General features: G+C 49.4%; 7 protein-coding genes. All 7 read left to right on the top strand.

The genetic code is table 11. From position 1 onward, the window contains the following. The first annotated feature begins 73 nt into the window (after window positions 1–73). The 7 genes from NGM62_RS03925 to NGM62_RS03895 all read left to right on the top strand — a co-directional run bounded on the left by NGM62_RS03925 (window position 74) and on the right by NGM62_RS03895 (window position 15,837). Window positions 74–3,478, top strand: coding sequence for a SusC/RagA family TonB-linked outer membrane protein (locus NGM62_RS03925; protein ID WP_262245932.1), 3,405 nt, complete (start codon window positions 74–76; stop codon window positions 3,476–3,478). A 104-nt stretch (window positions 3,479–3,582) separates the two neighbouring features. Beyond that, a complete protein-coding gene (locus tag NGM62_RS03920) occupies window positions 3,583–5,346 on the top strand; it encodes a RagB/SusD family nutrient uptake outer membrane protein (RefSeq protein ID WP_262245930.1) in 1,764 nt (587 codons plus the stop codon). Window positions 5,347–5,428: 82 nt separating this feature from the next. Beyond that, window positions 5,429–6,955, top strand: coding sequence for a hypothetical protein (locus tag NGM62_RS03915; protein ID WP_262245929.1), 1,527 nt, complete (start codon window positions 5,429–5,431; stop codon window positions 6,953–6,955). A 92-nt stretch (window positions 6,956–7,047) separates the two neighbouring features. Continuing rightward, complete coding sequence (locus NGM62_RS03910; protein WP_262245928.1) at window positions 7,048–9,861, top strand: glycoside hydrolase family 78 protein; 2,814 nt, start codon at window positions 7,048–7,050, stop codon at window positions 9,859–9,861. Between the two features lie 36 nt (window positions 9,862–9,897). Next, window positions 9,898–11,070, top strand: a complete 1,173-nt coding sequence (locus tag NGM62_RS03905) for an FG-GAP repeat domain-containing protein (RefSeq protein WP_262245926.1) — start codon at window positions 9,898–9,900, stop codon at window positions 11,068–11,070. 33 nt (window positions 11,071–11,103) lie between these two features. Further along, window positions 11,104–12,333 (top strand): GDSL-type esterase/lipase family protein, encoded by a 1,230-nt coding sequence (locus NGM62_RS03900; protein WP_262245924.1) that lies wholly within the window; start codon window positions 11,104–11,106, stop codon window positions 12,331–12,333. A gap of 30 nt (window positions 12,334–12,363) precedes the next feature. Beyond that, window positions 12,364–15,837: a PVC-type heme-binding CxxCH protein gene (locus tag NGM62_RS03895; protein ID WP_262245923.1), complete on the top strand. Its 3,474-nt coding sequence runs from the start codon at window positions 12,364–12,366 to the stop codon at window positions 15,835–15,837. Window positions 15,838–15,866 lie beyond the last annotated feature (29 nt).

Here is a 15,866-nt window from a genome sequence, read left to right as displayed (position 1 = left end):
ACTAAAAGCTATTTGAAATCTAACGATTTCAGATGAGAAAACTGAAGTGGATTGTGCCTAAAAAAGGATTTTTATGTATAATCGAGTATGTATCGACGCGGCCGACGGGAAACTTGTCAAGTCGCCGCAAGGTACTCATATGTTCAACAAACCAATTATTCTGTTTTTAGTAATTATGAAATTGACCGCCATACTCATATTGGTATTCTCGTTTCAGGTAACCGCATATACCTACGCACAGCGGATAACGCTGCGCGTAACGAACGCACCGCTTGAAAACGTGCTGAAACAAATTCAACAGCAAAGCGGATACAACTTCATGTTTAATAACCAATATTTGAGGGAGTCCAATCCGGTGACATTGGATATCAAAGATGTGGCTGTGTCGAAGGTGCTTTTGCAAGTATTTGAAAATCAGCCCTACGACTACCTAATTGAAGGAGGGATCGTTACTTTGGTTCCGAAAAAGGAGACTAAACCCTCGTCTGCAATAAGACGCGAAGAGGTACAGCGAAGTATTCGAGGGCGTGTTGTCGATTCCCTTGGCACACCATTAACGGGCGTATCGGTATTCGTAAAGGGTACCTCAAGGGGCACCTCTACCAATACCGATGGGCGATTTGAGATCCAAGCCAATTCAAATGAAATACTAGTATTTCGTTATGTAGGTTATATTGTTCAAGAAGCTGTCGTAGGTACACAAACGTCGCTGGATATCGTATTGGAGGTTGAAGAATCTGATTTGGAAGAGGTGGTCGTGGTGGGTTACGGAACCCAAAAGAAAGAAACGGTAACGGGTGCGATTTCATCCATCCAAACAAAAGAAATCAAGCAAAGCCCTGCTTCCAACCTCGCGGTCTCCCTGGCCGGTAAGTTGCCGGGATTAACGGTAATCCAGAATGCTGGGGAACCCGGAAGAGAGGGAGTTAATCTGTATTTGAGGGGCGTGCGGACATTGAACGGGCAGTCTCCCCTTATTTTAGTCGACGGGGTCCCGCGTGAGCTAACCTATATCGACCCGAATGAAGTGGAGAGCGTTACGATTTTGAAAGACGCTTCGTCGACAGCGGTATTTGGCGTGAAAGGTGCCAACGGGGTCATACTCATCACCACAAAAAGAGGTGAAAGTGAAAAGCCACAAATTTCGTTGTCTTTCGAGAATGCCTACCAGCAATTCAACCGTATCCCACAACCCGTGGGTGCACTGGATTATGTGACATTGACAAACCAAGCAAGGGAGAATGATGGTCGGACCGAGCTGTATTCGGACGAAGTAATCGAACACTTTAGGCGGCAAGACAGGCCCGATATCTATCCGGACAACAACTGGATGGATATGATGGTCAAGGATAACACCCGTCAAACACGGGCTAACCTGAATGTAAGCGGCAAGGCCAGATCAACGGCCTACTTTGTCAATGTGGGCGCACTGCAACAGGACGGCCTCTGGAAGGTCTCGCAAGATGAATACGACGCTTCCAGTTCGTTAAAAAGGTATAATTTCCGTTCGAATATTGATATTAATCTCAACCGAAGCCTAACAGCGTTTTTAAACATCGGTGGTTATTTGGAGATATTAAATAAACCGAACCCCAATGCAGACAACTTAATGCTACTCTACAGTACCTATACGTACCCCAGTATCATGCCGGGGCCGCTGACACCGGAGGGAGAAGTAATCGGTCACGTGGGGTCCGACTCGAACCCTCCCTGGGGAATAATAAACAAATCGGGTTACGCCCAAGAAAAGCGCACGAACGTGACTGCCACCTATGGCATGAAACAAGACCTTTCCACCTTCATAACCGAGGGACTGTCTGCACAGGCAATGGCATCTTTTGATACCCGCACAATTTACCACCTCAATGCCAGCCAAACATTCCAGCAATGGATTATGGAAGTGGGACAGGATGAAGATGGAAATGAGATACCCGTGTATAATAGACGAGACCAGACGGAGAATACCCCCCTCGCCCTCAGCTCGTCTTCCAATTTCCTTTCGTATTTAAATATACAGGGCTCACTTAACTATGAGCGGGATTTCAACAATCATGCATTGACTGCTTTGTTGCTTTACCAACAAGAAGAACAGATATTGCAGGGACAGCGTTTGCCGTTCAGGGTGATTGGAGCTGTTTCAAGGCTTACTTATGGTTATGGCAATAAATATTTCGCTGAATTCAACGGAGGGTATAACGGATCGGAGCAATTTTCGAGAAAAAACAGATTCGGCTTTTTCCCTTCTGTTTCGGCAAGCTGGATAGTAAGCAGGGAAAACTTCTTGCAAAACAATCCGGTACTATCATTTCTGAAACTCAGGGGCTCTTACGGTGTGGTTGGTAATGATAGGTTAGGCGGCAGCCGCTTTTTGTACTTAGATGATGTGAAGTTGACTGGTGGGGGTATTATTCCCGGTTTGTATGGGGGGCAGCTCATCGAAGAGACCGCTATAGGAAATCCGGACTTGAGGTGGGAAGTGAGCCGAAAGGGTAACGTGGGGATAGAAATCGGACTCTTTAATCAAGTAGACCTAATTGCCGATTTTTACAGGGAGAAGACGGAAAACATGTTGATTAATAGGCAACAATTCACCCAAATCCTAGGTTTGAGCGGTTTACCCCCGTTAAATATCGGTATCGTTGAGAATCATGGGTTTGAAGTCGAATTGAGGCATCGGAAAACGTTCAGCCAAAATTTCTCGATACTCAGCAAGGTAAACCTGAACTACGCCAAAAATAAGTTGATTTTCAACGACGAGCCCATGAGGCCCGAAACCTACGCCTATCGCTACCAACAACAAGGATTTCCGATAGGTCAGCAGTTTGGATATTTGACCGACGGCTTTTGGGGAAGCCAGGAAGAGATTGATAACTCGGGGCTGGTTTATCAGGTTGGAGCCGGACAGCCAAGGGTAGGGGATTTGAAGTATATCGATCTGAATGGCGATGGTACGATTAACGAGGAAGACATATCGCCGATCCTTTATTCGTCTATCCCCGAATTCACGTTCGGCGGTGCGTTAAGCGTCGACTATCGAAGTTTTGACATTTCGTTCTTACTACAAGGCGTATCAAGGGTTTCCAGGCCTTATACCGGCAACGGCATTTACGAGGTGGGTCAGGGAAATAGTGTCTTTTTTGATATCCATCAGAAAGCTTGGACACCGGAACGTGCAGCAAATGGCGACGAAATCACTTGGCCGGCATTGGGGTCGTCCATCAATGCAAACCATATCCAAAACGCATTTTTCATTTGGGATGCTTCTTATCTGAGGCTGAAAAGTTTTGAGGTTGGATATACGCTTTCCAACAACCTGATATCAAAGATGAGAATGCAAAGCTTGCGTGTATACGCAACCGCATTGAATCCGCTTACCTGGGATAAATTTCCGACCAAAGAATATGACCCTGAGTTAAGCTGGGTGTTGGCATACCCCATTCAGCGGATGTTCAATTTCGGGGTGAATGTAGTCTTTTAAAGAAAATTAGAGTATATGAAACCATCATGATTTATTCAATCGCACAGCGGGGAATGAATAAATCTTAAAGTTTCATCACGAGTAAAAAAACAAATTATATACAGATGAAAATCGTAAAGAAAATTTTTATCATGACCCAGCTTGTTTTCCTGATGGCTGGGTGCCAAGAATATTTAGATATTACGCCCGACGGGAGGATTTCTTTGGAAGACGTATGGAAGGACCCCAAAATGGTGGAAGCGTATCTCAACGGTGCTTATTCGGAGATGAATGTCAATCAAGGCGGCCTCAATTATTTTTCGGGCGCATTTTTAGGCGGCATTACCGATCTTTTTCACGATTCGGATGATTTTGAACCAGACCCGTTAATTGCTCCGATGTGGTATCAGGGGAGCTTATCTCCCACATACGATCCCACCCAGACTGGCAGCAATGGCAACATTTTCAGGGTGTATTGGTCTGGAATAAGAAAATGCAACGTTTTTTTGAAAAATATAGATCATGCGCAAGTAATAAACGAAGGATCCCGGGCAAGGATGAAGGCTGAGGCGAGAGTGCTTAGAGCTTGGTATTACGTCCAGCTTTGCAAGAAATACGGTCCTATGCCAATTGTGGAGGTGCCTTTGGACCTGCAGACTGATTTTTCGACGGTGGAAAGACCAGGGAGCTTTCAAGAAGTCGCCGATTTTATCGATCGCGATTGGCAAGCTGTCAAAGACGTTTCAGATTTTCCGTGGCGGATAACGAACGGCCTCGATAAGAGCAGAATGACCAAAGCGATTATGCTGTTGCTGCGCTCCCAAGCCCAATTGTTTGCCGCAAGTCCGCTATACAATCCGGAGAATGACCTGACCAAATGGGAAAAAGCGAGGGACTATGCAAGTGAAGGAATATCGTTGCTTACGGCCAACGGAGGGTACCAAGTATACTATGATCCTAGCCTCGGAGAAGCGTCGTTTGAGAATTATTTTTTGAATAGCAGAGACTTCAGTGCTTCTCCAAGGGACAAAGAGACTATTCTGGAGAGTGTGAGCCCGTATCCCATGGTATGGCCCCATCACAGTAATGGCTTCCCACAGCGTGATATGGAAAAGGCGGGTAGCTGTCCTACCCAGGAGTTAGTAGATATGTTTGATATGCGGACAACCGGATTACCAGTCGTCGACCCAGCTACCCCATATTTGGACGACGACCATCTGGAGCCGAATTACGTCTCGGGAAGTGGTTATGATCCAGCAAACCCTTATGACAATAGGGATCCCCGGTTTTATGCCACCGTGATCTATAATGGAGCTTATATTCCAGGCATTGATGCATTAGCTGAAACATTTGTAGGTGGAGCAGCCGAGATCAGACCTAATGGAGGCCGGAGAAATACCCGTACGGGTTATTACCTTAGAAAGTTCCTTGATCAAACGGTTCCTGCGCCGATACTCTTAGGCGCATATTGGAAACGGATGCGCTTTGGGGAATTCTACCTAAATCTTGCAGAAGCCGAAAACGAATTAAATGGACCGGGGCCCGACGTTACCGCGGCCATGAAACCGCTTCGTGATCGCGTCCATATGCCAGCTATTCCCCAAACCATTACCTCTAAGGAAGAAATGCGAGCCTATATCCAGAAAGAGCGTGCTGTTGAACTTGCGTTAGAAGAGCAGCGTGTTTGGGATGTGCGGCGGTGGAAAATACTGGATAAGACCGATAAGTTGGTTACGGGTATGTTGATCGAAAAAGAAGGTGATGCTTTTACCTACGAGCGTTTTGTCGTAGGCAGGCGGAATTCGTGGCAAGACAAGTATTTATTGTTCCCCATTCCGTTGACAGAAATTTCAGTTTTAGGTGAGGACTGGCAGAATCCGGGATGGTAAAATGAGAGGTTGGGGTCATATCCGAGATGACCCCAACTTTAAAACATACGTAACACTTATATTCCATTTTAATCTGTATAACATGAAAATATTAGGCAATCTGATATTTGTGCTTTATTTTTCTATTGCCTGTAGCAAAACGAAAGGCGAGCCGGCCGCATCGGTTTTTATTGACGCTATACATATCACGAATATTGATGTCGTTGATATCAACATTAATAATAGGGGAAAGCAGGTGAAACTGACATTTTATGAAGACCAGGATATCACCGATGTCCGGCTGTTGTTCTCGCTCCCTGATGCCGTTGAACTAGCAGACTCAGAAAATGACCAGTTACAGTTAGATTTGGAAAACATCGACTCCTTCGGGCTTCTTGTACAGGGCAAGGATATCCGGTTTGAGCTGGTTGCTGAGCGTATACCTCGACCATTTCGCCAGCAAAGTTTTGTTATAAGCACATTTCACGGCGTCCCGGGGGGACCCGCCACTTACTACCGCAAGGTTTTGGAAAACACGAAAAAAGCTAATCTCACACATTTTGAAACCACTTTCACTACCCCCGAGGGAAGCTTGCAAGCCCTACAAATTGCCGAAGATGTGGACTTGAACGTTATTGTCCAAGACTATTCCAGGTTTGGAGGTTTTCAGAACTACGACGAAATGATAGCGAAGACAACCACGGCAAGCGTTATCGAAGCCGTCGAACGATATAGTAAGTACCGGTCTTTTGCCGGGTATTATATTTGGGATGAGCCATTTTCAGAGCAGTTGGCCCAAGTCCGGCGGGATATGGATCTCTTAAAACGTTACGATCCCGGAAAATTGTTTTTGGTCGTGACACTCCAATCTTACAGCCCAACGTATACGTGGGAGAATGGGCAGTATACTAGGTATATTGACGACTTGTTGTCCGTAGTTGATCCCCCTATCCTTTGTACAAATTATTATGTCTACGAGCAGGACATAAAACAAGGTGTCGAACTGGAAGATTCCAAATTATGGAAAGATTGGGGCTATATACGTAAAAAGGCAATCGAACGGGAAATTCCTTTTTGGCTATATACCCAGTTGATGGGAGATATTTTAGATGGTAAAGTCGGTGATATTACCATTGAACAGATTGCGGTGCAAAATTATATTGCATTAGCTTTTGGTGCCAAGGGCATTTCCTACTATAACACCATTGGTGGTATTTTTGATGAAGAAGGGACACCAAACCATTTATTCAACGATGTTGCAACGCTTAACGTCGAGACTTTACATGTCGGAAATAGATTATTGAACACTTCTTCACAAAAAATTTATCACACGGGTAATATATTACATGATGATTATTTGGACAAATTATCGGATTCCGATTTGCTGAAATCAGTGTCTGGCGGGCTTTTGGTAGGTGAATTTAAAGATAACGACAGTGGAGAGCGCTTGCTTTTGCTGGTCAATACTGATTATGACAATGCGGCGTCAAGCACGGTTACGCTTATGGATTCTTTTCAAGTGGGGAAGTTGGACAATCAAACAGGGCAAATAGTTATTTGGGGTGATAACCTTAATTCGCTACCGGTCGATATCCCTCCTGGCCGGGGTGAATTATTTGTTTTAAAATAATATTTTGATTGGTTCGCATAACGGAACAGGATGGTAGGTTTGTCTTTTCCTATTATCTTTACCGGCTTACCAACTTTGTTAATCTTGAGGTTATGAACCGATACTTACTGCTTCTGATATGGTCAGTTTTTGGTGTGATTCTTTCGACGAACGCATCGGCATCCACAAAATCGGTGAGCTCGGTATTTCCAATAGGCCTCCGCTGTGAATACCTTGAAAATCCGACCGCAATAAATATACAGTCGCCACGATTAAGCTGGGTGCTGGAAGCCTCAGACAACACCATGTTTGGGCAACGGCAGACAGCCTATCGCATTTTGGTGGCCTCAGCCGCTCGGCATTTGGCTAAAGAGAATGGAGATGTGTGGGATAGCGGCTGGGTGACTTCAGACCAAATGCAGCATATTGCATACGGTGGTAAGAAATTACATTCCGATCGCACCTACCATTGGAAAGTTCAAGTCAAGGATGAGCGGGGAATAGTGTCGGCATGGAGTAAACCCGCCTATTGGACAACGGGCTTGTTCGATCCTGGCGAATGGAAGGCCCAATGGATCGGGAGCGATGAATTATATGATCGCAAGGCGAGTGAGAACAACATCACCGACCCCTGGTTCAGGAAAACGGTGGAGCTTCGTAAGCGGCCGGGGAAAGCGACGATATTAGTGGCTTCTGTAGGGTATCATGAATTGTATGTTAATGGGGAGCGTATTGGCGACGAGGTGCTCGCGCCTGCCGTAACCGACCATACCAAACGGGCCCGGTACGTCGCCTACGATATCGCTGATAAACTCAAACGCGGCAGCAATGTGATTGCCCTTTGGCTGGGAACTTCGTGGTCGATTTTCCCGGGATACATCCTCCACGAGGATCGGCCACTTACGCCAATTGTGACTGCACAAGTAGCGATTTATGACGAGGTATCGCCGAATGATGATGACCAACCGGTAGTGACCGTTGTGACCGATGCTACTTGGAAAACGCACCCCAGCCCCAATCGGCTGCTTGGAAAGTGGGATTTCAGGAATATGGGTGGTGAACTTTGGGATGCCCGGAAAGAAATTGCCGACTGGAACAAGACAACCTGCGACGAAACCACTTGGAAACCCGCTACCGAATACACGCCTAACCTGGCGCTTTCGCCCCAGCTGGTAGCGGGCAACCGACTATTTGATGAAATCCGCCCCGTAAATATCGAAGAACGGGCCGACGGCTCCTACCGGGTAGACATGGGAGTCAACTTCGCCGGATGGACGGAAGTGGGTGTGAAGGGACAAGAAGGCGATACCATCCGGTTCCTGTACTCCGAGCGGGAACAGGATGATATGACGTTCAACCTGCATAGTGCGTATGTGATCGGTGCTACCGGCAAGGGCATATTCCGCAACCGTTTCAACTACAGCTCGGGCCGGTGGATCACCATTACAGGATTGGACGTGGCGCCGGATATCAATGATATACGGGGGTGGATGGTCCGTACGGATTATGGAAATGCTGCGCAGTTTGAATCGTCGGATACGTTGCAGAACTGGATATATGATCGGGTGCGGTGGACATTTGAGAACTTGTCGCTCGGTGGCTTTATTGTCGATTGCCCGCAGCGTGAGCGTATGGGGTACGGGGGTGATGCCCATGCAACGAGCGAAACAGGTATGTTCAATTACCACTTGGGCGCTTTTTATACCAAATGGATGCAAGACTGGCGCGATGTGCAAGGTACGGAGCCCATGGTGGGTAATATGCTCGACACCAACTACGCCCGCAAAGTGGTAACCAGTGGCCGGCTCTTGAATAACGGTGTGCTACCCCATACCGCCCCTACCTACTGGGGCGGGGGCGGCCCGGCATGGGGTGGAATCGTGGTTACGCTACCCTGGTTCATGTATCAGCATTACGGCGACAGGCTTGTACTGGAGGATAATTTCGAACTCATCCAAGGTTGGTTAGCATTCCTGAAATCGCATACAAAAGATGATTTGCTGCAACGGTTTGGCGGTCAATGGGATTTTCTGGGCGACTGGCTTTGGCCCAATGCCACGGCCGAAGGGATGAACAACGACAAACCCGAAACACTTTGCCTGAATAATGCCTATTACGTGTTCAACTTGCGTACGGCGGCAAAAATTGCACGAGTTACCGGCCGTGGAGCCGAAGCATCCGCGTGGGAAGCACAGGCTGAAGCGTCGGCCAAAGCGGTGCATGCCCGCTTTTTCAATGCAGCGGATCATAGCTATGCGGATGGATCTATGGCCAACCTTGCTGCGGCCCTGTTGGCTGACATTCCACCTGCATCGCTTCGCAACAAAGTGATGCAGCGCTTGGAGAAGGAGATCCTTGACGTAAAGGGCGGCCATATCCATGCCGGTATCACAGGTGGCGCACTGCTTTTTAAACTGCTCCGCGAGGAAGGTCGGGACGACCTGATTTATAGCATGGTGTCGCAGACGACCTACCCCAGCTGGGGTTATATGAAAGAAAATGGTGCAACAACGATATGGGAGATGTGGGAGAAGGACCTTCCTGGGCACTCGTTATTGCACAGTTCATACCTTTATCCCGGTGCTTGGTATATCGATGGCGTAGCAGGCATCAAGCGCAATCCCGATTACCCCGGGTTCCAACAATTCATTATCCGCCCACCACTGCCCGCTGCGACAGATTTAACTTGGGCCCAGGCGTCGTTTGAATCGCCGGTAGGCACCATCAAGTCGAAATGGTCGCGTAAAGACGGCCAGCTGCGGCTGGAAGTCACCGTTCCCCCCAATAGCGTGGCGTTGTTGCAATTGACGCCCGAAGAAGCGGTGGATACCAGCCGGTACCCTAGTATTCAGAAGCTGGTGGAACGAAATGGTCTGTTGCATTATAAAATGTTGCCAGGCAGGTATGTCTTGGCGCAAGCGGAATGAGTTTTTGTTTATAACCATAAGTAAAGAAGGCCGGATATGTCTAGATTTTTTGATAATAGGTGTTGCGTTGCGGCTCGGGTCGCGGGGCTATGCACGGTTCTATGTGTTGCTACTGCCTCTATATTGTACGCCCAACACCAGAAAGTAACGTTTACGCCGTATTTTGTCGCTGCTGAGAGCTTTGAGTCTGTTGGCGTAATAGACGTGGATGGCGATGGCCGGCCCGACCTTGTGTCGGGTGATTTTATTTACAAGAACAACGGCGATGTCGGCACCATTTTCCGCAAACGTCATCGATTGGGGCAACAGCCGGCATTTGGAGAATATTTCGACGACTTTGCGACCATCCCTTTAGATGTGAACGGGGACGGTCGGATAGACTTTGTTACCGGCGGTTGGTTCGGCGAAGCATTGCGTTGGCACGAAAATCCGGGGACGAACGCCGAATGGCCAGCCCACGAAATCGCCAAAGTGGGTAATGTCGAAACCGTGAGGGGATGGGACCTGGATGGCGATGGCGTGGTGGAAATCGTGCCTAACACACCTAACACAGCCCTGCACTATTTCAAACTCGAAGGACCCGGAAAATTCGTCCGCTACGAAGTGGGCGATTACAAAAGTCACGGAATCGGTTTCGGCGATATAAACGGGGATGGGTTGGGCGACTTCGTTGTCAAAAACGGGTGGATTGAGAACAAAGGAGACAACCAATGGGTATTTCACCCCGATTTTGATATGGGTCAATATGCCAGTATCCCCATCATTGTGGCTGACCTGAACGGCGACGGCAAAAATGACCTAATCGCCGGTACCGCACACAATTATGGTATTTATTGGTACGAGCAGCAGATTGATGCCGAGGGCAAGCGGTCCTTTAAGAAGCATGTGATCGATGAAGCGGCGTCGCAGTACCATGAGTTGGTCTGGGCCGATATCACCGGCGATGGAAAGCCGGAATTAATCACAGGTAAACGTTACCGGGCACACAACGACGGCGACCCGGGTGCGTACGATGATGTCGGATTGTACTATTTCACTTGGGATGGCAGATCATTCGTTAAGAATATAATTGCTTACGGCCCGCCGGGCGTGGGCAAAGGTACCGGCATTTATATGCAGGTGGCCGACCTGAGAGGCACGGGGAGGAACGACGTTATCGTGGCCGGAAAAGATGGCCTGTGGGTGTTTTTCAATGATGGAACCGAGTAAAGCTTTAAAAACAACTAGTTAATCAAATACCGAATGCTTAAGATAAAGTTATTTCTATTTGCCAGTGGAATCATCGGCACACTGCTCGCCGGTACATGTTTAGATCTTCCGGCACAGCGATTGGGTAGTACCGCTCCGCTAGAATTCAAACAAAATGAACGCATCCTATTCCTAGGTGGCTCGCTCTTCGAGAACGAGCTACAGGACGGCTACATCGAGTTTACCATTTCTAGCCGCTGGCCCGATAAGGATCTCACTTTCCGCAACCTTGGATGGACTGGCGACAATGTGTACGCCGAGGCCCGTAGCACGTTCACAACGCCACCCACAGCCTATCAGCAATTGTTCCAACAAATCCGGAGCACCGCCCCCAACCATGTGTTGATTGCTTATGGCGGTGTAGAATCCCAAAAGGGGAAAGCAGGACTCGATGAGTTTACCAAGGGGCTGGAAATAATTATCGACTCAATCGACGTACTAGGAGCGCAGACTATACTGTTATCAACCATTCCCGTGAAACTCGCCGGCAGTCCGGAAAACACGGCTGTCCAAAACGAGAACTTAAAGCTGTATGCTGGGGCGATTTCGTCGATCGCTTCAAAACGCAAAAAAAAGTACGTTGATCTTTATACGCCCCTGGCCCAAAACACAAGTGACTTTTATCTCGATAACGGGATCCATTTGAACGATGCCGGCTATTATTACCTCGCCCAGGTACTGGAAGAGGCTTTTGGATGGTCTCCCCGCGGATCGACGGTAACCATCAACGCATCCCGGTCCACAGCGGCAATCTCCGGCCCGGCCAAGGTTATTTCAGATAAGGATGGGAAAATCGCATTCAGCATCGAAGAATCTATCCTCCCACTACCGGTAAAAGGCTCGGTGAAACCTGCGGCAAATGCATCGACGTCTGTCCGGGTAGACGGATTGAAAGATGGGTTTTACACCTTAACCGAAAACGGGCGGCAGCTAGTTACGGCCTCCGCCGACGATTGGGCAAAAGGCATTGTTTTAGACCACGGAGTATCACAGGAACGGGCCGAAAGGCTCTGCGAATATATTGTCAAGAAGAATGAATTGTTCTTCCAGCAGTACCGTCCGTTGAACCGGACCTATATCTTGGGTTTTAGGCAATACGAGCAGGGTAGGCACGAGCAGGGCCTTAAGGATATGGACTTTATCATCACCTGGCTTGAAGGCCAAATCAACCTGCATAGGAAGCCAACCGTTAAAACATATGAACTCACTCCGTTGAAGGGATAATATAGCTGGGGTAACTAAAAAATAATTGAGATGAAATTGATGCGTGTGTTGCCGTCTTTTCCAAGGTTACTGGCCGTACCGGTGCTGATGCTGGCCGCCTGCTCTACCAGCCCGGATGGGCCCACCGAGTATGCGGAAGATGATCCCCGGCATGAGCTCCAATCCTTCCAGGTTGCTGATGGGTTTGAAGTAACCCTTTTTGCATCAGAACCGCTTGTGGCAAAGCCCATTCAGATGAATTGGGACGCTGCGGGGCGCTTGTGGGTAATCAGCAGTACCGCCTATCCGCACCTTAAAACGGGGGAAGAGGCCAACGATAAGGTATTCATTCTCGAAGATACCGACGGCGACGGGGTTGCAGACAAATCTACTGTTTTTGCAGAAGGGCTGAACCAACCTACAGGGATCCTACCGGGTGATGGTGGGGTTTACGTGGCAAATGCTACGGAAATCCTTCACCTGTCAGATACGGACGGCGACGGCAAAGCGGATACCCGCAGAAGGATATTAGACGGATTCGGGACGGGCGACACCCACCACCTCATCCATACATTCCGGTGGGGTCCCGAGGGGCGGCTTTACTTCAACCAGTCGATTTATATCCATAGCCACGTCGAAACCCCGTGGGGAATCCGGCGCTTGGAGGGTGGAGGCGTATGGAAGCTCAATCCGCAGACACGGGAGCTCGATGTTTACGCAAAGGGCCTGGTGAACCCGTGGGGGTTGCGCTTCGACCGCTATGGCCAATCGTTCCTTACCGATGGGGCCGGAGAGGAAGGGATCAACTATGCGTTCCCAGGTGCCACCTTCCTGGCATCGCCGGGTGCCGAAGAAATACTCCGTGGACTGAATCCCGGTCAGCCCAAACACTCGGGGTTGGAAATCGTATCGGGGAGACACCTGCCCGAATCATGGGCAGGAAGCTTGATTACGAATGACTTCCGCGCCAACAGGGTCAACCGCTTTGAGCTGGAGGAGCAGGGTAGCGGCTACGCGTCCAAACAGATGCCCGACCTGCTTTGGACAGACCATGTGGCATTCCGGCCGGTAGATATTTCCCTAGGGCCCGATGGAGCGATATACATTGCCGATTGGTATAATCCAATTATCCAGCACGGAGAAGTAGATTTCCACGACCCCCGGCGCGATAGGGAACGGGGCCGTATATGGCGCATCACCGCCAAGCGGAAAGCAATGGTGAAGAAACCGAAACTGGTAGGCGCATCGGTTGAAAACCTTCTAGAAGCTTTGGAGGCGCCGGAGATGTGGACACGTGAGCAAGCACGGCAGCTGCTGAAAGAAAAGGGTGCCGGGGAAGTCGCCACACCTCTCCAAAAGTGGATAGACGGCCTTAATCGTAAAAATGATGAATACGAGCGATTGAAACTTGAGGGTTTGTGGGTGTTTCAAGCAATTGACACGTATAATGGCCAGCTGTTGGAAGACCTGTTGAACGCACAAAGCCACCAAGTGCGGAGCGGGGCGCTGCGGTCGTTGCAGCTCTGGCACGAAGAAGTGGACAACTTAGATGCTGTCCTGCAAAAAGCAGTCATCGATACGCATCCCCAGGTACGCCTTGAAGCCGTAATCGCACTCCGCGACTTGAACACCGCCGCGGCCGCGAAAACGGCCCTCGACGTATTGGACCAGCCCATGGACGAATTCCTAGACTTCGCATTGTGGCAAACCTTAAGGCAACTAGAACCCGAGTGGCTCGCGAATCTCAAAAACGACCCCACGTATTTCGGCGATCCCGCTAAAACATCATACGCGTTGAAGTCTGCCGCCAGTGCCGATGCCATCGCGATTTTAACACAGCTGTATAAGCAGGGTGAGGTTCCGCAGCAGTATCGGAAAGACGTGCTATCGGCCATTGGAAAGCGAGGAGGGATAGATGAGCTGAACGATGTGCTGGATGTCGCCATGGAAAGGTTTTCCGGAGGACAGTCTGATATTTCCGGCGAATTAGCCGCAATCGAAAACGCAGCAGTGAATCGGCAGGTTGTAGCAAACCGTGGGTTAGGCCGCCTTCAAGAAGTTATTGATGGCACTGATGAAGCCACTACCATGGCGGCGATGCGGGCTGCCGGGGCGTTAAAAGTCAAAGTACTCGAACCCCAGCTGAAAAAGTTTGTTATACACAAAAACCGAAACTACGCCAAGACGGCAATGGGTGCATTGGCAGCGATAAATCCGGGAGCGGCAGAAATGCTCCTGAAAGATATCGCAGTGGGGCAGCAGCCGCTAGACCTCCGGCTGATTGCCGTTTCGCAACTGGCACAGCTCAACGCGGCCACAGCCGCTAAGATTGGTGTGGGACTGATGGATAAGCTGGATAACCCGGAGCAAGCCCATGGGGTATTCGACGCTTTCCTTACCGATGGTGGACGCACAAACGCATTAGCCCGTGTACTTGTAAATACCCGTATCCCAGAAGAGGTAGCGGTAGCCGTGCGTCAGCATCTGCAAACCTCGGTACCTTGGGATCGTAGGGAGAAAGATGACGTCAAGTTACTAATCCAGGGTTTGGAAGCGTCCGGCGGGGTGCTGCCGGCCGAGCGCATGCCGCAAGACCTCGATGCCGAACAGATCAAAGAGCTGGCTTCGGAAGCACAGCGGAAAGGAAGCCCCGTGCAGGGCGAACTGATTTTCCGCAAACGGGAACTCGCTTGTATGACCTGCCATGCCATTGGCGGCGCAGGTGGACTGATAGGGCCCGACTTGAGCAGTCTTGGAACCAGCTCGCCCGCCGAAACAATCATAAAGTCCATTATCTACCCCACGGAGTCTATCAAAGAGGGATACGAATTGCAGCGCGTGGTACGTACCGACGGTAGCGAAATGATGGGATACCTGGTTACCGACAGGCCTAGTGAGATCATAGTACGCAATGTTACAGGCCAAGAGATTGCCATACCGAAAGAAAGTATCGAAACGCGGGAAAAGATACCGGGATCGCTCATGCCGCCGGGCCTCACCGCAAGCCTGGATAAGCAGGAGTTCATCGATCTGGTGAGTTACCTTTCCAAGCTGGGCAAGTCGGGGAGCTTCAGGGTGCCCACCGAGCGATTTGTGCGGCTGTGGCACGCTGTATCCGTCAACGATGAGCTTCGGGATAAGATCAAGGCGGGAGGCATTGGGGCCGTGTCTCAAGACAACGCATTTGGAGGCAGGTCGTTGTACAGCACCGCATCCGGTGCATTGCCAATCGATGAGCTGCCAATTGTGGGCGTCGACGAAAATAAACGCATCAGTTTGGTGAAATTCCAGGTTGAAGTTCTTACGCCGGGAGATGTTACGTTCAGTTTTAATGACGGTGCGGGCATAACGGCCTGGGTAGATGAAAAATCCGCAGCTATCCAAGATGGGGCCCTCACCGCTTCGCTATCACCGGGAACGAGTCAAGTGGTGCTTGCAATCGACCGGGATATGCGTAAGGAAGGCGACCTGTTAGTACGCCTGATTGACGGCGAAGCACAAACCAGGTTGGTCATGGGGAAGTAAGTAAATGAATTTTTTGTCCGATGGATATG

Source organism: Parapedobacter soli, assembly GCF_025460835.1.
Classification (GTDB): Bacteria; Bacteroidota; Bacteroidia; order Sphingobacteriales; family Sphingobacteriaceae; genus Parapedobacter; species Parapedobacter soli.
The sequence above is the reverse complement of the archived record's forward strand: the minus strand, read 5'-3'. Positions and strand labels throughout refer to the sequence as shown.